The 18,322-nt window shown below is 61.2% G+C and carries 20 protein-coding genes; all 20 read right to left on the reverse strand.

Annotation, left to right across the window (positions count from 1 at the left end):
- Positions 1-3: 3 nt before the first annotated feature.
- A complete protein-coding gene (gene fliQ / locus V6F91_RS02210; RefSeq protein ID WP_016771067.1) occupies positions 4-273 on the reverse strand; it encodes a flagellar biosynthesis protein FliQ in 270 nt (89 codons plus the stop codon).
- A complete protein-coding gene (gene fliP, locus V6F91_RS02215) occupies positions 270-1,028 on the reverse strand; it encodes a flagellar type III secretion system pore protein FliP (RefSeq protein ID WP_090282366.1) in 759 nt (252 codons plus the stop codon). Before fliP ends, fliQ begins: the two co-directional genes overlap by 4 nt.
- Complete coding sequence (fliO, locus tag V6F91_RS02220; protein WP_332762013.1) at positions 1,028-1,480, reverse strand: flagellar biosynthetic protein FliO; 453 nt, start codon at positions 1,478-1,480, stop codon at positions 1,028-1,030. The genes fliP and fliO overlap by 1 nt, the downstream gene beginning before the upstream one ends.
- Positions 1,481-1,939 (reverse strand): flagellar motor switch protein FliN, encoded by a 459-nt coding sequence (gene fliN, locus V6F91_RS02225; RefSeq protein ID WP_090282364.1) that lies wholly within the window; start codon positions 1,937-1,939, stop codon positions 1,481-1,483.
- Positions 1,940-1,994: 55 nt separating this feature from the next.
- Entirely contained in the window at positions 1,995-2,963 is a 969-nt protein-coding gene (fliM, locus tag V6F91_RS02230; protein WP_003222890.1) for a flagellar motor switch protein FliM, read from the reverse strand.
- A 9-nt stretch (positions 2,964-2,972) separates the two neighbouring features.
- Positions 2,973-3,476, reverse strand: a complete 504-nt coding sequence (gene fliL, locus V6F91_RS02235) for a flagellar basal body-associated protein FliL (protein ID WP_090282363.1) — start codon at positions 3,474-3,476, stop codon at positions 2,973-2,975.
- Between the two features lie 305 nt (positions 3,477-3,781).
- Positions 3,782-5,152: a flagellar hook-length control protein FliK gene (locus V6F91_RS02240; RefSeq protein WP_332762016.1), complete on the reverse strand. Its 1,371-nt coding sequence runs from the start codon at positions 5,150-5,152 to the stop codon at positions 3,782-3,784.
- A gap of 105 nt (positions 5,153-5,257) precedes the next feature.
- Positions 5,258-5,605, reverse strand: a complete 348-nt coding sequence (locus V6F91_RS02245; protein WP_332762017.1) for an Hpt domain-containing protein — start codon at positions 5,603-5,605, stop codon at positions 5,258-5,260.
- 30 nt (positions 5,606-5,635) lie between these two features.
- On the reverse strand, positions 5,636-7,339 hold the full coding sequence (locus tag V6F91_RS02250) for a fused response regulator/phosphatase (RefSeq protein WP_332762019.1): 1,704 nt from the start codon (positions 7,337-7,339) through the stop codon (positions 5,636-5,638).
- 5 nt (positions 7,340-7,344) lie between these two features.
- Entirely contained in the window at positions 7,345-7,650 is a 306-nt protein-coding gene (locus V6F91_RS02255) for an STAS domain-containing protein (RefSeq protein ID WP_332762021.1), read from the reverse strand.
- 125 nt (positions 7,651-7,775) lie between these two features.
- Positions 7,776-8,225 carry a flagellar export protein FliJ gene (gene fliJ / locus V6F91_RS02260; RefSeq protein WP_332762022.1) on the reverse strand — a complete coding sequence of 150 codons (450 nt, stop codon included), beginning with the start codon at positions 8,223-8,225 and terminating at the stop codon, positions 7,776-7,778.
- Positions 8,226-8,231: 6 nt separating this feature from the next.
- Positions 8,232-9,590 (reverse strand): flagellar protein export ATPase FliI, encoded by a 1,359-nt coding sequence (gene fliI, locus V6F91_RS02265; protein WP_093103468.1) that lies wholly within the window; start codon positions 9,588-9,590, stop codon positions 8,232-8,234.
- Entirely contained in the window at positions 9,580-10,386 is an 807-nt protein-coding gene (fliH, locus tag V6F91_RS02270) for a flagellar assembly protein FliH (RefSeq protein ID WP_332762023.1), read from the reverse strand. Before fliH ends, fliI begins: the two co-directional genes overlap by 11 nt.
- A gap of 4 nt (positions 10,387-10,390) precedes the next feature.
- On the reverse strand, positions 10,391-11,410 hold the full coding sequence (gene fliG, locus V6F91_RS02275) for a flagellar motor switch protein FliG (protein ID WP_016984305.1): 1,020 nt from the start codon (positions 11,408-11,410) through the stop codon (positions 10,391-10,393).
- Positions 11,403-13,190 (reverse strand): flagellar basal-body MS-ring/collar protein FliF, encoded by a 1,788-nt coding sequence (gene fliF / locus V6F91_RS02280; protein ID WP_090282355.1) that lies wholly within the window; start codon positions 13,188-13,190, stop codon positions 11,403-11,405. Before fliF ends, fliG begins: the two co-directional genes overlap by 8 nt.
- Positions 13,191-13,205: 15 nt before the next feature.
- Positions 13,206-13,535 carry a flagellar hook-basal body complex protein FliE gene (fliE, locus tag V6F91_RS02285; RefSeq protein ID WP_090282354.1) on the reverse strand — a complete coding sequence of 110 codons (330 nt, stop codon included), beginning with the start codon at positions 13,533-13,535 and terminating at the stop codon, positions 13,206-13,208.
- A gap of 128 nt (positions 13,536-13,663) precedes the next feature.
- Positions 13,664-15,046, reverse strand: a complete 1,383-nt coding sequence (locus tag V6F91_RS02290; RefSeq protein WP_332762853.1) for a sigma-54 dependent transcriptional regulator — start codon at positions 15,044-15,046, stop codon at positions 13,664-13,666.
- 5 nt (positions 15,047-15,051) lie between these two features.
- Positions 15,052-16,263: a sensor histidine kinase gene (locus V6F91_RS02295; RefSeq protein WP_332762025.1), complete on the reverse strand. Its 1,212-nt coding sequence runs from the start codon at positions 16,261-16,263 to the stop codon at positions 15,052-15,054.
- A 110-nt stretch (positions 16,264-16,373) separates the two neighbouring features.
- Complete coding sequence (locus V6F91_RS02300; protein WP_203421214.1) at positions 16,374-17,849, reverse strand: sigma-54 dependent transcriptional regulator; 1,476 nt, start codon at positions 17,847-17,849, stop codon at positions 16,374-16,376.
- A 172-nt stretch (positions 17,850-18,021) separates the two neighbouring features.
- Positions 18,022-18,318, reverse strand: a complete 297-nt coding sequence (locus tag V6F91_RS02305) for a flagellar protein FliT (protein WP_332762027.1) — start codon at positions 18,316-18,318, stop codon at positions 18,022-18,024.
- Between the last annotated feature and the right edge of the window lie 4 nt (positions 18,319-18,322).

Here is an 18,322-nt window from a genome sequence, read left to right on the forward strand (position 1 = left end):
GGCTTAGCCGATGACCATCGGAATGTTTTTGTACAGCTGGATGATGTATTCCATGAACGTCTGAACGATCCACGGGCCGCCGATGATCAGTGTCACCAGCATCACCAGCAGACGCGGCAGAAAGCTCAGCGTCTGTTCGTTGATCTGCGTTGCGGCCTGAAACATCGAGACCAGCAGACCGACCAACAGGCTCGGCACCACCAGGATGGCAACCATCATGGTGGTCAGCCACAGCGCTTCACGAAAGATATCAACCGCAACTTCTGGCGTCATGGCGAGACACCTCCGAAACTGCTGGCGAGGGTGCCGATGATCAGCGCCCAGCCATCGACCAGCACGAACAGCATGATCTTGAACGGCAGCGAAATGATCAGCGGCGAAAGCATCATCATACCCATGGCCATCAGCACGCTCGCCACGACGAGGTCGATGATCAGGAACGGGATGAAAATCATGAAGCCGATCTGGAACGCGGTTTTAAGCTCGGAGGTGACGAACGCCGGTACCAGAATGGTCAGCGGTGCCTGATCCGGGCTGGCGATGTCGGTGCGCTTGGACAGGCGCATGAACAGTTCCAGATCGCTGGTGCGGGTCTGCGCGAGCATGAAGTCCTTGATCGGCACCTGGGCCTTTTCCACCGCTTGCTGCGCGGTGAGGGTTTCGGCCAGATACGGTTGCAGCGCGTCCTTGTTCACCCGGTCGAACACCGGGGCCATGATGAACATCGTGAGAAACAGCGCCATGCCGGTGAGGATCTGGTTCGACGGCGTCTGTTGCAGGCCGAGAGCCTGACGCAGGATCGAAAAGACGATGATGATCCGGGTGAAACTGGTCATCAGGATCACGGCCGCCGGAATGAAACTCAGGGCGGTCATGATCAGCAGGATCTGCAGGCTGACCGAGTATTCCTGCGCGCCCTCGGCATTGGTGCCCAGGGTGATCGCCGGGATCGACAACGGATCGGCAGCCAATGCCAACGGCGCGGCCAGCATCAGGGCCAGCGTCAAGACGATGCGGAGCGCAGCCATTACTTCGTATCCTTCTGATCCTTGCCGAGAATCTTCAGCAGATGCTGGGCAAATTCCGGTGTGGCTTTTTCGCTGGCAGCAGGTACTTCGACCGGCTCTTTGAGCACGTGCAGCGCGGTGATGCTGCCGGGGCTGAGCCCGAGCAAAATCTGCTCGTTGCCGACCTGCACCAGCATCAAGCGGTCACGCGGGCCGAGCGCGCGCGAACCGATCAGCTCGATCACCTGGCCCTTGCCTGCCGGACCTGCCTGCTGCACGCGACGCAACAGCCAGGCGAGGAAGAAGATCAGGCCCAGCACCAACAGCAGGCCGAACACCAATTGTGTCAATTGCCCGGCCACGCCGCTGTTGACCATCGGCGCGGTGGCGGCAGGCGCAGCAGCGGTTGCGCCCGGCTCGGCGGCCAGCACGCTCAACGGCAATGCCAGCAGAGTCCAGAAAAACCTTTTCACTCAGCGCAGCTTCTTGATGCGTTCGCTTGGGCTGATCACGTCGGTCAGGCGGATGCCGAACTTCTCGTTGACCACCACAACTTCGCCGTGGGCAATCAGCGTGCCGTTGACCAGCACGTCCAGCGGCTCGCCGGCCAGGCGATCAAGCTCGATCACCGAACCCTGGTTGAGTTGCAGCAGGTTGCGGATGTTGATGTCGGTGCTGCCGACTTCCATCGAGATCGATACCGGGATGTCGAGAATCACGTCCAGGTTGGGGCCGTCGAGGGTCACCGGGTCGTTATTTTTCGGCACGCTGCCGAATTCTTCCATCGGCAGGCGGTTCGAGCTCGAAGAGCCGGCGTCGGCGGCCAGCAGTGCATCAATGTCAGCCTGACCGGCGTCACCGGTTTCTTCCAGAGCCGCAGCCCATTCATCGGCCAGTGCCTGATCGTCCTGCGCGTTCATATCGTCGTTCATCATGTGTCCTCGGCGGGCAACAATTCGGTTAAGTGCGGGGGTTGTAAGCGTCGCCTCAGCGACGCTCGATCGGCTCGATCACTTGCAACGCGAGGTTGCCTTTGTGCGAGCCCATCTTGACCTTGAAGGCCGGCACGCCGTTGGCGCGCATGATCATGTCTTCCGGCATCTCGACCGGGATCACGTCACCCGGCTGCATGTGCAGGATGTCGCGCAGTTTCAACTGGCGGCGGGCCACGGTGGCGCCGATCGGCACGTCGACATCGAGCACGTCCTGGCGCAGGGCATTGACCCAGCGCTCATCCTGATCGTCGAGGTCGGACTGGAAACCGGCGTCGAGCATTTCGCGCACCGGCTCGATCATCGAATACGGCATGGTGACGTGCAGATCGCCGCCACCGCCATCGAGTTCGATGTGGAAAGTCGAGACCACAATGGCTTCGCTCGGGCCGACGATGTTGGCCATGGCCGGGTTCACTTCCGAGTTGATGTACTCGAAGTTGACTTCCATGATCGCCTGCCAGGCTTCTTTCAGATCGACGAACGCCTGCTCCAGCACCATGCGCACCACGCGCAGTTCGGTCGGGGTGAATTCACGCCCTTCGATCTTCGCGTGACGGCCGTCGCCGCCGAAAAAGTTGTCCACCAGTTTGAACACCAGTTTGGCGTCGAGGATGAACAGCGCGGTGCCGCGCAGCGGCTTGATCTTGACCAGGTTGAGGCTGGTCGGCACGTACAGCGAGTGCACGTATTCGCCGAACTTCATCACCTGCACGCCACCGACGGCAACGTCCGCCGAGCGGCGCAGCATGTTGAACATGCTGATGCGGGTGTAGCGGGCGAAACGCTCGTTGATCATTTCCAGAGTCGGCATGCGTCCACGGACGATGCGATCCTGGCTGGTCAGGTCGTAGCTTTTGACACTGCCGGGTTCGGCAGCGTTATCGGTCTGTACCAGACCATCGTCGACGCCATGCAACAGCGCATCGATTTCATCCTGGGACAGCAGATCCTGCACGGCCATGTCGTGTTCCTACTGCAGTACGAAATTAGTGAAAAGCAACTGTTCGATAACCACTTTGCCCAGCTCTTTCTGCGCCACTTCCTGGACGCTGGCGGTGGCCTTCTGGCGCAACATCTCCTGGCCGACCGGGGTCGCCAGGGTGGCGAAATCCTGACCGGAGAAGAGCATCACCAGGTTGTTGCGGATCACCGGCATGTGCACTTTGAGCGCGTCCAGATCGGCCTGGTTACGCGCCAGCATGGTGATGCTCACCTGCATGTAGCGCTGACGGCCGTTCTGGTTGTAGTTGGCAACGAAGGCCGGCGCCATCGGCTCGAAGATCGCCGCCTGCTTGCCGACCGGCGCAGCTTCGGCGGCCTCGGCAGGCTTGCTCTGGGCGCTGTGCATGAAGAACCAGGTCGCCCCTACGGACGCACCGATGGCCAACAGCAAGGCCAGCACGATCACAATGATCAGCTTGAGTTTGCCTTTGGTTGCCGGGTCTTTTACCGCTGCTGCTTCGCTCTTCGCCATGCCAATAATCCGTCACTAATCGGGGGTTTTACAGTTGCACGGCTAGGCAAGAGCAAGTGTTATGCCAGAAGTGTCGGAGGGTGCGCAGACAACGCCAAAGTCAAAAGCCACCCTCACCCCAGCCCTCTCCCGGAGGGAGAGGGAGCAGACCGGGTCGGGTTTTGGTTATTCGTCGACCCGAAAAACCGAGTCGATTACGGATTCAGTGAAGGCGATGCAGGTCGGTGTAGATCTTCAATATCCCCCAATCAGTCCCCTCTCCCTCTGGGAGAGGGCTAGGGTGAGGGGCTTTTGATCTGAAGCGATCAGGCGTAATAGTCGACCGCGCTGCTGCCGATTACGCTGGTGGTCTGCGCTGCTACTTCAGCCACGCTGGCCGGTGCCAGTTCTTCGTCCACCGAATCGAGGCGACCGCCGGCAGCGCTGGTGCGTCCGCTCTGGTTCTGCTGCGCCTGTTCCTGACCTTGCTGGCCCTGCCATCCGCGGTTCTGGTCGGCAACATTGACGTCGACCTGGCCCATGCCCTGCTGGTTGAACATGTCGCGCAGACGGTGCATCTGGCTATCCAGCGCTTCGCGAACGCTTGGGTGCGCACTCATGAACGTCACCTGCGTCTGCTGGTCCGGGACCATGTTCACGCGAATATCCAGACGCCCCAGTTCGGCCGGTTGCAGCTGAATGTCCGCCGCTTTGAGGTTGGCGCTCGACAGATACATGACGCGGTTGACCACTTCTTCAGTCCAGCCGCTCTGGTGCATGGCGATCGGCTGATTCACCGGCACCGCGTTGGCGGTCTTCGGCGTGGCTGCCTGAGTCAGCGCCGCCAAGCGGTTGGCGAAGTCATCGACGCGAGTGTCGCTGTTGGCCGATGTCAGATCCTTGAGGCCATCATCGATCAAGCCGCTGAACGATTTCTCGCCGCCCTGGCTGGTGCTGTCCTTGTCGGCTTGCACGTCGAGCATGCTGGCCATGCCCGCCGCGAAGTTCTGTGCCGCAGTCAATTCACCGTCGGCCTGAGCCTGGGCCGGCGAGGCTTTCGGTTGTGCCTGGCTGGCGGCGGAAATATGCCCGCCCTGCTCCATCGCCATGCGCACCGCGGGCAGCGAATCGAGCGGGTCGGCGGATGGATCGAAATCACTGGCAGGGGTCGCCGCCGGATCTTTGACCATGCCCGGCAAAGCAGCCAGCGCAGGCGTCTCGACTTCTGGCTGGGCTGTGGCGACGACGGCCGGCGCCTGCACGACAGGCGCGGCGATCAGCGGTTGCACAGCGGCAACCAATGCCGGATCCAGCGCCGGATCAACTGGCGCCGTTTCAACGACCGGCGTCTGCGGGGTGTCTGCACTGGCGTCGCTATCGGCGGCAGTGTCATCGCTGGCGGCGGTTTTATCGGCAGGCAAGTCGTTGCCGCTATCGGCAACCGCCGGCTGCGCAGCGGCAGACTGATCCTTGCCGAGGTCTTTTTTGCCGCTGCTGTCGGCGACCTTGTCGCGCGCCGGTTTGGGTGCATTGTCAGCGTTGGCGACGGGCTTGTTCGAGCCCTGATCGGCGAACACTTTTGCGAAGCTGGAGGCTTTATCCCCAGTGTCTGCGGCCATCGCCGGCGTTTTGACCGAGGCGGCTTGCGCCTTGGCCTGAGCGGCGTTCTGAATAAGGATGTTGGGGGTCGCAGGCATGAAACGGTCTCCGCTGCACTGGGATCGTTAGGTACAGTTGCGGAGTTATCTGCAAGTGCCGGGCCAGATATCGCCGGCGCTCGGGAAAAGCGCCGGGCGGCCGGATCAGTGAGTATGGACGTGGTGTTTTTCGTCTTCGTAAACAGGACGCACGTCGGCGAACTCACCGGCGATTCGAGCGACCAGTTGTGCCCGTGCTTCCGGCGTCTGGTCCTTGGCGCTCGACTCCAGATCCTGGCACAACGCGGCCAGTCGAACCGCGCCCATATTACTGGCGCTGCCCTTGAAGCTATGGGCAACTTCCGACAATGCCTTGGCATCTGCTGTATTGCGCAACTCAGCCAGGCGACTTTCGGAATCCGTCAGAAAAGTATCCAGAAGCTCTGGATAACCCTCCTCCATCACTTCACGCAATACGCTCAGCGCATCGCGATCTACATGTATGTCAGTCACTTGCTCACTCCTTGATCAAGAATGCGCGGATTATGCCTGAATCTCCCAGAAAAACTCCACGCTGGCACTACGACCTTCGTCCGTCCAGAGCGCGTTATGCCCCAGTTGCCGGATCAGACCGACACCGCGACCCGACAGACGGAGCCCTTCCAGCGGCCGCTCCATGACCCTGGCTACATCGAAACCCTTGCCGCTGTCCTCAACCCGAATGAGCAGACTCCCTCCAGCGCCGCGTGGCCGCACCTGCAGATGCACCCGGACGAATCCGTCCCGCAGCGCTTCAAGGCGGTCATTGCGTTGCTGATAATAAAGCGCAAAACCGGCCGCATCGCGCTTGAGGCTGGAGTCCAGGCCGAGCACGCCGTGCTCCAGCGCGTTGGAATACAACTCCGCCAGCACGCTGTACAGTGCGCCACTTTGCGCGCGCAGTCCGTGCACCTCCAGCAACAACTGCAACAGATAAGGCAAGGGGTTAAAGCGCTTGAGCGTGGCGCCACGGAATTCGAAACTCACCGACCAATCAAGCGGGCTCGACTGGCCGCTGTCGGAATACACCGGCGCCAGGGTCTGCGCCGGCGCGGACTCGAGCAGGCTGACCTCGACCATGCTGACGTCGTCACGCGCCTCGCCACCGAAATCGCGCAGTGCCTGCTCGATGTCCTCAAACAGGCGATCCGCCTGGCGATTGGCGGCGAACACCTGCTGCAAGCGCTCAACGCCGAACAACTGGTCATTGCCATCGCCGGTATCGATGACCCCGTCCGATAACAGAAACACCCGATCATCAATGGCCATCGGATGCACGTCGGTGCGATCATCGAAAGCCTCGGCGCTGAGAATCCCCAGCGGTAAATGCGCCGACGGCAACGGCACCCGCTCGCCCGTAGCCATGCGATGCAGGTAACCGTCCGGCATGCCGCCATTCCACACCTCCACCGAACGGCTCTGGAAACTCAAACAGAGCAAAGTGGCGCAGCAGAACATGTCCACCGGCAGGATGCGCTTGAGCTTGGCGTTCATCTCACGCAAGGTTTCGGCCAGGCCGTAGCCTTTGGCGGTCATCCCGTAAAACACTTCGGCCAGCGGCATCGCCCCGACGGCGGCCGGCAAGCCGTGGCCGGTGAAGTCGCCGAGCATGACGTGCATGTCACCGGCCGGTGTGTACGCCGCCAGCAACAGGTCACCGTTGAACAGCGCGTAAGGCGATTGCAGATAGCGAATGTTCGGCGCACTCAGGCAACCGGAATGCGCGACCTTGTCGAACACCGCTTTGGCTACGCGCTGTTCGTTAAGCAGGTAATCGTGATGCCGGGCGATCAGATCGCGCTGCTGCAGGACCGTCGCCTGCAAACGGCGCAAGCGATCCATCGCCTTGATTTTGGCGGCGAGGATCACCTGGTTATACGGCTTCGCCAGAAAGTCGTCACCGCCCGCCTCCAGGCAGCGGACCAACGCCTCGCTTTCAGTCAGGGAGGTGAGGAAGATGATCGGCACCAGCGTCTCGCCCGCCAGCGCCTTGATCTGACGCGCAGCGTCGAAACCGTCCATCACTGGCATCAGCGCGTCCATCAGGACCAGGTCGGGATGCTGCCGCTTGAAGGTGTCAACCGCCTCGGCACCATTCGCCGCCGTCAGCACCTGATGGCCTTGACGGCGGACGATGGTCGACAGCAGCAAGCGATCGGCGGCGCTGTCTTCGGCGATCAGAACGGTCAGCGGCTCTTGCGCCTGCATGGCCGTCAACTGATGTCGAACAGTTTGTCGAAGTTGGAAATCGCGAGGATTTTCTTCACATCGGTACTGCTGTTGACGACACGGATATCCGACTCGTCGCCACCGGCGTGATCACGCAGCAAAAGCAGCATGCCCAGCGCGGAGCTGTCGAGGTAAGTGGCCTCTTTGAGATCGACCACAATGGATTCGGGTTTCTTGTCGAGCCGCTCATACGACTCGCGAAATTCCTGATGGCGACCGAAATCGAATCGGCCTTTGACCGCGATGGTCAGTTTGTGGCCATCCGGTGAAACTTCTGTAACGACTGACATTGACTGGCTTCCTTGTCATTGACGAACCTGTACAAGGTTTAGCACCTGGATAGGGATGGGGCAAGGCGCAACGGTTGATCATGCGCTGGAGTCAGGCTCGCCCCCACAGGGGATTTGGCTGAGACTTAGAAGGCATCACGCCGCGGCAGGCGCTGGGACAATTCATCGAGCAGCTTCTGTTCGCGCTTGTCTTCCAGACGCTGCGCCTCGTCGCGATAACGCTGCACCAGTTTGCGCAAGCCCTCGACGCGAGCGAACGCCTGTTGCCACTCATTACGCGCCTTCTCGAGGTTGTTCTGATGCCAGACCAGACTCTGGCGCTGCTGGTCGACGGCGGTATCGAGTTGCGCCAGAAAGCCCTGAAACCCGAGCAACCACTGACCGGACACGCCGGTGCTGCCGCGCACGATCCATTGCTGCGAATAATCCAGACGAAAGGCATTGAGGTCGGCGAGCTTGCTCTCGGCGACTGTCACCTGACCCTGGAAATAAGCCATGCGTTGCACGGCGGTTTTCTCGGCCTTTTCGGCCATATCCACCACCGGTGCCAGGCGTGCGGCGCGGCTGACGGCCATGACCGCTTACCCGCCCGCCGCCGGGGCGAACAAGGTCTCGAGGTAGGCCTGGCTTTCGCCCATGGTGATCTTGTCGTTCAGCCCCTGACGCTGATAGCGAACCAGTTGCGGTTGCAGAGAAATTGCCAGATCGGTCTCGCGATCGCCGCCGGCCACGTAAGCGCCGACACTGATCAAATCGCGGCTCTGCTGATAGCGCGACCACAATTGTTTGAAGTATTGCGCGCGCTGCATATGCTCCGGCGAGACCACCGCCGGCATCACCCGGCTGATCGACGCTTCAATGTCGATGGCCGGGTAGTGCCCTTCCTCAGCCAGACGCCGGGACAGCACGATGTGGCCGTCGAGCACGCCTCGCGCCGAGTCGGCGATCGGGTCCTGCTGGTCGTCGCCCTCGGACAGCACGGTGTAGAACGCGGTGATCGAGCCACCGCCCTTCTCCGCGTTACCGGCCCGCTCGACCAGTTTCGGCAGTTTGGCGAACACCGACGGCGGATAACCCTTGGTCGCTGGCGGCTCGCCGATGGCCAGGGCGATTTCCCGCTGGGCCTGGGCGAAACGGGTCAGCGAGTCCATCAGCAACAGGACGTTTTTGCCCTTGTCGCGGAAATACTCGGCGATGCGCGTGCAATACATTGCCGCGCGCAGACGCATCAGTGGCGCATCGTCCGCCGGCGAGGCGACGACCACCGAACGCTTGAGGCCTTCTTCCCCCAGGCTGTGCTCGATGAACTCCTTGACTTCGCGACCCCGCTCGCCAATCAGGCCGACGACAATAATGTCGGCTTCGGTGAAGCGCGTCATCATGCCCAGCAGCACCGATTTACCGACGCCGGTACCGGCAAACAGGCCCAGACGCTGGCCACGACCGACCGTTAGCAAACCGTTGATGCAACGGATACCGACGTCCAGCGGCACGCTGATCGGGTCACGGTTGAGCGGGTTGATCGTCGGGCCATCCATCGGCACCCAGTCTTCGGCTTTCATGCCGCCCTTGCCGTCCAGCGCGCGACCGGCGCCATCGAGCACGCGACCGAGCATGCTCATGCCCATCGGCAAGCGACCGGTCTCGGCCAGAGGCACCACGCGGGCGCCCGGGGCAATCCCGGCGACGCTGCCGACCGGCATCAGAAAGACTTTGCTGCCGGAAAAGCCCATGACTTCCGCTTCGACCTGCGAGGGGTGATAGCTGTCGTCGTTGATCACCAGGCAGCGCGTACCCATGGCTGCGCGCAAGCCTTCGGCTTCGAGCGTGAGGCCGACCATGCGCAGCAGGCGCCCTTCGAGAATCGGCGCGCCGGCCATTTCGGTGGCCTCGGCGTAGGTGCTCAGGCGCTTGGCGAAGCTGGTGCGTTCAAGGCGCATCGGGGTGGTCCGCGAGCGGCTCTTCAGCAGCGGCCGTCGGCTTGATGTCGTCGGGGATATCCAGACTCAGGTCGGCTTCGGCCGGGTGCAAGGCCTGCTCGTGCAACTGGTCGAACAGCTTGTCCATGACCTGCGCGACGCGGGTCTCGATGCTCGCATCGATGCGGCTGTGCGCGGTTTCAACCCGGCAGCCACCCGGCATCAGCGCTTCGTCTTCGACGATGCGCCAGGTTTCTTCGTGACGTTCGCGCAGGCTCTTCGCCTGTTCGAAATCCTGCGGATTGACGTACAGGCGCACGTTGTCGACGCCCAGCGGCAACAGCTTGAGGGCGTCGCGCATGACGTGTTCGATCTGGCTCGAATCGATCGCCAGTTCGCGCTTGATCACCTGTCTGGTGATGTGTTGCACGAGGTCGACCAGCGATTTTTCAATCTGCGTGTCCTGCTCGGCGATCGGCTCGAACAGGTGCGCCATCAGTTGCTCGAGGCTGGTGAGTTTCGCTGCCAGCGCCACTTCGGCTTCCTGGCGCACCTTCAGCGTGGCGCTGTGAAAACCTTCCTTTTCGCCAATGGCGAAGCCCTCGTTGTAAGCCTCCTGGCGGATGCTTTCGAGTTCTTCCAGAGTCAGTGGCTGGACTTCTTCCAGCGGCACTTCTTCCATTTCCGGCGGTTCGGGCTCGGGCTCCGGCTCGGGCTCCGGTTTCGGCGGGTCGAAGCTGGGCAGCGCCCAGGATTCGAAACCACGAACATCGCGGGCGCGGATCAGATCCGTCACAGACTCGTCAGGCTTGTCCATGGGCTTAGATCATTTCCTCGCCGCCCTTGCCACCGAGCACGATCTCGCCGGCTTCGGCCATGCGGCGGGCAATGGTGAGGATTTCCTTCTGCGCGGTTTCGACGTCGCTGACGCGCACCGGGCCTTTGGCCTCGAGGTCGTCGCGCAACAGTTCGGCAGCACGCTTGGACATGTTTTTGAAGATCTTTTCCTTGACGCCTTCGTCCGAACCCTTGAGGGCCAGCACCAGCACGTCGGACGAGACTTCGCGCAGCAGCGCCTGAATTCCGCGGTCATCGACGTCCGCCAGGTTGTTGAACACGAACATGAGGTCTTCGATCTGACCGGACAGGTCTTCGTCGACTTCGCGGATCGAGTCCATGAGCTGACCTTCGATCGAGCTGTCGAGGAAGTTCATGATGTCGGCCGCACGCTTGATGCCACCCAGCGTGGTGCGCGAGGCATTCGAGTTGCCGGAGAACTGCTTCTCGAGAATCTGGTTCAGTTCTTTCAATGCCGCCGGCTGTACGGTGTTCAACGACGAGACGCGCAGGATGATGTCCAGACGCACCTTGTGGTCGAAGTTGCCGAGTACTTCACCGGCCTGATCCGGGTCGAGGTACGCGACCACGATCGCCTGGATCTGCGGGTGTTCGTAACGGATGACGTCGGCGACCGCGCGCGGCTCCATCCATTTCAGGCTGTCCAGGCCACTGGTGTTGCCACCGAGCAGGATGCGGTCGATGAGGCCGTTGGCCTTGTCTTCGCCCAGCGCCTGGGTGAGCATTTTGCGCACGTAGTCGTCGGAGCCGACGCCGAGGCTGGTCTGATCGCCGACGATGTCGACGAACTCGCTCATGACTTGCTCGACCTGTTCGCGATGGACATTGCCCATCTGCGCCATGGCCACGCCGACCCGCTGCACTTCTTTCGGGCCCATGTGGCGCAACACTTGCGCAGCATCGGTCGAACCGAGGGACAGCAGCAGAATCGCGGCTTTGTCGACCTTGGTCAGTTTGAGGGTGGCGGCTCGGTTATCACTCATCTGCGTTAATCCACTCTTTCACGACCTGAGCCACGCGACCCGGGTCTTCAGCTACCAGACTCTTGATTGCATTCAGCTGCGCGTCATAACCCTCGCTCGGGCTCGGCAACAGAATGCTCTGCGGACCACCGAGGCTTACGCGGTCGTTGGCCAGTTCGCCGTCCAGGCCGCCCATGCCACCGAGTTCCACGTCGCTGCCCAGACCGGCCAGCTCCTTGCCTTTGCCACCGCCGGTGATGTTATTGAGCACCGGACGCAGCACACCAAACACCAGCACCAGGATGAACAACACACCCAGCACTTGTTTGACGATGTCCCAGAACCATGGCTGGGAGTAAAACGGAATATCGGCAATCACTTCGCCGCGCTCGGCGGAGAACGGCATGTTGATCACGCTGACGCTGTCGCCACGGCTGGCGTCGAAACCGACGGCGTCTTGCACCAGACGGGTGAAGCGCGCCAATTCGTCGGCGGTCCACGGCGCACGGCTGGTTTCGCCGTTGGCCGCGTTAACCTTGACCTGATCGTCGACCACCACCGACACCGACAGGCGATTGAGACGGCCCTGTTGCTGCTTGGTGTGGCTGATCGAACGGTCGAGCTCGAAGTTCTTGGTGGATTGTTGACGCTTGTCCGCCGGGTACGGCGCGAGCATCGGCTGGCCGGTGGCCGGGTCCATGATCTGCTGACCGTTGGCATCGACCAATGGCTGACCTGGCTGGATCATCCCCGCCGGAGCAGCAGCGCCGCCGGTGGTTTGCGGTGCCGAGGCGGGCGACGGTGGCTGGTTGCTCAAAGCACCCGGCACACCTTGCGGGCCATTGCTGGCGGTGCGTTGTTCGTTGACCGACTGCTCGCTGCGCAACGCCGGTTGATCCGGGTTGAACTGCTCGGCGGTCGATTCGACGGCACTGAAATCGATGTCGGCGGAGACTTCAGCCTTGTAGCGATCGTTGCCCAGTACCGGTTGCAGAATGTTGTGCACGCGCTGGGTGAGCATGCTTTCCATGCGGCGGCTGTAATCGAACTGCTTGCCGGCCATGGTCATTTCGGAATTTTCCGCCTGATCGGAAAGCAGGTTGCCCTTCTGATCGACGACGGTGATCTGCGATTTGCTCAACTCGGGAACGGACGTCGCCACCAGATTGATGATCGCCACCACTTGGCCCGGCTCCAGCGAACGACCGCTGTACAGCTCGACCAGTACCGAGGCGCTCGGCTTGCGCTCGTCCCGCACGAACACCGAACTTTTCGGAATCGCCAGGTGCACGCGGGCACCCTTGACGTTGTTCAGGCTGGAAATGGTGCGCGCCAGTTCACCTTCGAGGCCGCGACGATAACGGGTCGCTTCCATGAACTGGCTGGTGCCCAGACCCTGTTCCTTGTCGAGGATTTCAAAACCGATGTTGCCGTCGCTGGGAGTGACACCAGCGGCTGCGAGTTTCATCCGCGCACGGGACAGGTCATCGGCCTTGACCAGCAAGGCGCCAGAATTGGGTTCTACGTTGTAAGGAATGTCAGCGGCGGCCAGTGTTTCCATGACCTGCTTGGCGTCCAGGCCAGCGAGGCTGCCGTACAAAGGACGGTAATCCGGCTGCTGCGACCACAGCACCACGGCAAAGCCAATCGCCACGCTCGCCGCCAGACCGACCAACAGGCCGACCTGACGCAGCACGGTCATCTGGGAAAGGTTTTCCAGAAAGGACAGGCCGAACAGCGGCGGTTTGCCGTCGATCGGGGTGGCCTTGGCCGGAACGTTATCAGCGACTGCTTCTGCCATGACTCAATCTCGCCCTTATACCGGCATCTGCATGATGTCTTGATACGCCTGAACCAGTTTGTTGCGCACCTGGGTCAGAGCCTGGAACGACACGCTGGCTTTCTGCGACGCGACCATCACGTCGGTCAGATCGACGCCGCTCTTGCCGACCTCGAAGGCGTTGGCCAGTTGAGTCGACGCCTGCTGGGTATCGCTGACTTTGTTGATCGCCTGACCGAGCATGTCGGAAAAGCTGCTGCCCGCCAGTTCAGGAACAGCGGCGGTCGATTTGCGCGCAGACATGGCATCCACTTTCATGGCCTGCATGTCCATCATCAACCGATTAAATTCAATACCTTGGCTCATGGTCTACTCTCTTGGGCGGCCCGCAATTTTTTGACACTTCACTCGGCGGGTACACAGGTATTAGCAACAAGGGTGCCAGCTAATGGGCACCCCTTTGAGAAAAGCATTTTGATTGTTAGCGCGGTGATTCAGGTGGCGAACAGATAGCCTTCAACGTCCATCCCGGCATCGCGCATTTGCGCCAGCTTGTAGCGCAGGGTACGCGGGCTGATGCCAAGTTTTTCCGCCGCTTCCTTGCGTCGGCCGCGCTCGGCCCGCAGGGTGTCGATGATCATCTGAAACTCCCGGCGGCGCAGGTCATCGCCCAGCGCACGGGACGAATCCGCTTCGACTTCAAGCGCTCGAATCGCCGGCGCAGTGACCGGCAAAGCTGCAACCGGCAGCGCACCCGCGAGGCAGAAATCCTGCGGCTGAATCAACCCGCCCTGCTGCAGGATCAGCGCCCGTTGAATGGCGTTATCCAGCTCACGCACGTTACCGGGCCACGGGTAGGCCGTCAGGCATGCTTGCGCCTCGGGCGAAAGTTTTGCCGCCGCGTGCTTCATTTTATTGACGTGTTTGGCCAGCAATCTTTCCGCCAGCGGCAGGATATCGGCAGTGCGTTCGCGAAGTGGACGCCAGGCCAGAGGGAAAACCGACAGGCGGTAAAACAGATCCTCACGGAAGCGCCCCGCCGCCACTTCGCCCGCCAGATCACGGTTGGTGGTGGCGACCACGCGGATATCCAGGCTGATCGGCTTGCGTGCGCCGACGCGCTCGACTTCACGTTCCTGCAATACGCGCAGCAATTTGGCTTGCAGACCCAGAGGCATTTCCGAGATTTCGTCGAGCAGAAGGGTACCGCCGTCGGCCTGCTCGAACTTGCCGGGCTGGGCGGCAATGGCGCCGGTAAACGAACCTTTTTCATGACCGAACAACGTCGCTTCGAGCATGTTGTCAGGGATCGCTGCGCAGTTGATCGCAATGAACGGTTGATTGGCGCGGTGCGACTGCTGGTGAATGTAGCGCGCCAGCACTTCTTTACCGGTGCCGGACTCGCCGGAGATCAATACCGTGGAATCGCTGCGCGCCACGCGTGCGGCGAGATCGAGCAACTGCGCACTGACTGGCTCCACGGCTATCGGCCCTTCAGACTCAACGCCAGCGATGCTGCCCAGCGCATGCCGCGCTACCAGATCGAGCAACGCCTTGGGTTCGAACGGCTTGACCAGATAATCCGCCGCACCCTGACGCATCGCGTCGACGGCACGTTCGACCGCACCGTGGGCGGTCATCAGCAACACCGGCAATTGCGGCTGGCGTGCGCGCAACAATGCGAGCAATTGATGACCGTCCATGCCCGGCATGTTGACGTCACTGACCACCAGGCTGAAGGCTTCATGCGCCACGGCCGTCAACGCGTCCTCGGCGCACCCGACCGCGCGGTAATCGTGCCCGGCCAGCAACAGCGTATCGGCCAGCGCCTCGCGCAACGAACGGTCATCTTCGACCAGCAACACCTTGATGCCCATGGCAGTCACTCAACTCCTTGTGCAGCAGTAAATAACGGCAGGATCACCTGCGCGCAGGTGCCGCGGCCGGCCCGCGAACGCAGCCGCAATTCTCCCTGATGCGCCCGCGCCACTGCCTTGACCACGGTCAGGCCGAGGCCGGTTCCGGTGACTTTGGTGGTGAAAAACGGTTCGCCAAGCCGCGCCAGTACGGCCGGCTCGATGCCGCTGCCACTGTCGCTGACGCACAGGCGCAGGGTGTTTTCGCGGGTGTAGCAGTGGACTTTCAGACGGACTGCGCCGGCGCTGGCTTGAATCGCGTTTTCGATCAGGTTCAGCAGCGCGCCGACCAGCGTGTCGCGATTGCACAACAACTCGCCGGCATGGCTGTCGCACTGCCAGCGGATCGGCAAGTCCTGCACATGGGTCAGCGCCGCGGCTTGCAGCGCCTGCATCAACGAGTTGGGGGTGAGGCGATCGGTCAGCGGTAACTCGCCGCGCGCGAACACCAGCATGTCACGCACCTGATGCTCCAGCTCATGCAGGCGCTCTTTCAGGCGTCCGGCGAAACGCTGCTGCGTGGCGACCGGCAGCTCCTGCTCAGTCAAATGACTGGCATACAGCAGCGCGGCGGACAACGGAGTGCGAATCTGATGGGCCAGCGAAGCGACCATGCGCCCGAGCGACGACAGACGCTCGTGGCGCGCCAGTTGATCCTGTAAATGACGGGTTTGCGTCAGATCGTTGAGCAGCACCAATTGCCCCGGCTCGGCATCCAGCGAACGCGTGGCAATCGACAGGCGTCGACCATTTTTCAGCGAGATTTCGTGACCATCGTCTTCACGCGGCGCGAAGCAGCGGGCGATCACCTGGCGCCACAACTCGCCTTCCAGCGGCAGGCCGAGCAATTCGATAGCAGCCGGATTGGCTTCGCAGACGATGCCGTGGCCGTCGATGACGATGACGCCACCGGGCAACAAATCGAGAAGATTTTGCAGACGATTGGCCAGGCGTTCCTTTTCCGCCAGCTCCTGCATGCGCTGGGCGCTGACCACGGCCAGCTCGCCTTTAAGCTCGGTCACCCGCGCTTCGAGCATGCTGTAGGAGTCGGTCAACTGGCTGGACATCTGGTTGAACAGCTCGAACGCCTGCTCAAGTCCCTGACGGCTTGCCTGCTCTACGGACGAGGGTTGCCCCACGATATTGGAGGCAGAAGAGATCTGGGCGGCTTGGGGCATTGTGCTCTCTCGCTTGGCTGACCGTCAGTGAAACGGAACGTTGCGAGGGCTGTAGCAATACCCGTGCCTAAAAAAAAGCGCTTATAAATGAAGCGCTTGGAAAACAGGCGTCAATCATCCGCCTGTTCGTCTCCATCGCGCCGGCTCATGCCGTACTTGCGCATCTTTTCAACCAGCGTGGTACGACGGATGCGCAGGCGTTCCGCCGCCCGCGCCACGATGCCGTTGGCATCGTCCAGCGCCTGCTGGATCAGCCCCTGCTCCAGACCACCGAGGTAGTCCTTGAGGTCCAGGCCTTCGGGCGGCAGCAATGCGTTGGCGCTGAAATCCGGCGTGTGCCCATTGATGGCCACGCGTTCTTCCAGATCGCTGCGCAGGCTGTCGACCATCTGCTCGTCTTCATCGTCGACGTAGCGGAATTTCTTCGGCAACTCGACCACACCGATCACCCCGTACGGGTGCATGATCGCCATGCGCTCGACGAGGTTGGCCAGTTCGCGGACGTTGCCCGGCCAGCCGTGACGGCACAGCGACATGATCGCCGCGGAGTTGAAACGGATCGAACCGCGCTTTTCATGTTCCATGCGCGAGATCAGTTCGTTCATCAGCAACGGGATGTCTTCGACACGCTCACGCAGCGGCGCCATCTCGATCGGGAACACGTTCAGGCGGTAGTAAAGGTCTTCGCGGAACGAGCCGATCTCGATCATGGTTTCGAGATTCTTGTGCGTCGCGGCAATGATGCGCACGTCGACGCTCTGGGTCTTGTTGCTGCCGACGCGCTCGAAGGTGCGCTCCTGCAGCACGCGCAGCAGTTTGACCTGCATCGGCAGCGGCATGTCGCCGATTTCATCGAGGAACAGCGTACCGCCATTGGCCAGTTCGAAACGCCCGGCCCGGCTGGTGATCGCCCCGGTGAAGGCGCCCTTCTCGTGGCCGAACAGTTCGCTTTCCAGCAGCTCTGCCGGGATCGCCCCGCAGTTGACCGGCACGAACGGCGCGTCACGGCGCTTTGAATGGTAGTGCAGGTTGCGCGCGACCACTTCCTTGCCGGTACCGGACTCGCCCAGGATCAGCACGCTGGCGTCGGTATCGGCGACCTGCTGCATCATCTGACGGACGTGCTGGATCGCCCGGCTGGTGCCGACGAGGCTGCGGAACAGATTGGGCTCGCGATGCCGACCGCGCTCTCGGGCCTGGTCATACATCTCGCGATAGACCTGGGCACGGTGCAGCGAATCGAGCAATTTGCTGTAGCTGGGCGGCATTTCGAGGGTCGAAAGCACCCGGCGGCGCTGGTCTTCTGGCAAGTCAACGGAAGAATTATCGCCCATCAACAAAACCGGAAGGAACTCATCCCAGGTTGAGAGTGTCTTTAACAAGCCCAAAAGCGCACCAGGAGCATTGACGGTCCCGATCAGTACGCAAATGACCTCACGACTAGACGACAAAGAGCCGACTGCCTGCTGCCAGTCATGGCTGCCGCAGGGTAAATTTTCTTCGCCAAGAAAATTCAGAATCACCGCCAGGTCGCGGCGGCGGACGCTATCGTCATCGATCAGCAGAATTTTGGTTTCACGCCACATGCAATAGCAACTTCCCTAGTCAACTCAATGCCCGAAAAATGGGGCAAGCGAGACGCTTGCAGGACACCATGTGCCTGTAGACGCCCTAAATCTGATAATAGCCACTAGTTAAGTCAAAAAACCGTGCACAGTCAAATTTATGGCGCACATGTCTGGATTAACTGACGGTTAATTAACCAAACAGATGGTAAACCTTTGCCGCTTTTTGCGCTTGGGTGATCTGCGACATCTCGTTGGCTATCGCCTGCCGCTCCCCCATGGCCACCTCGAGAAGCTCTTTGTAAACAAACAGCAGCTCTTCAAGATTGTCGCGCAAAGCGACTTCGTCCAGCGACGCTTCCGCCATGACGTCTTCCATGCAGGAACGGCAAGCCAGATCCAGCTCGCCAATGGCTTCCCAGTTTCGCTCGGCCAAGGCATCGACCAGCGCTTCACGGGTATCGGCAATTCGCTGCAATACAAGACTCATGACG

Origin of the sequence: Pseudomonas koreensis, assembly GCF_036668835.1 — a bacterium.
Lineage (GTDB): Bacteria > Pseudomonadota > Gammaproteobacteria > Pseudomonadales > Pseudomonadaceae > Aquipseudomonas > Aquipseudomonas koreensis_I.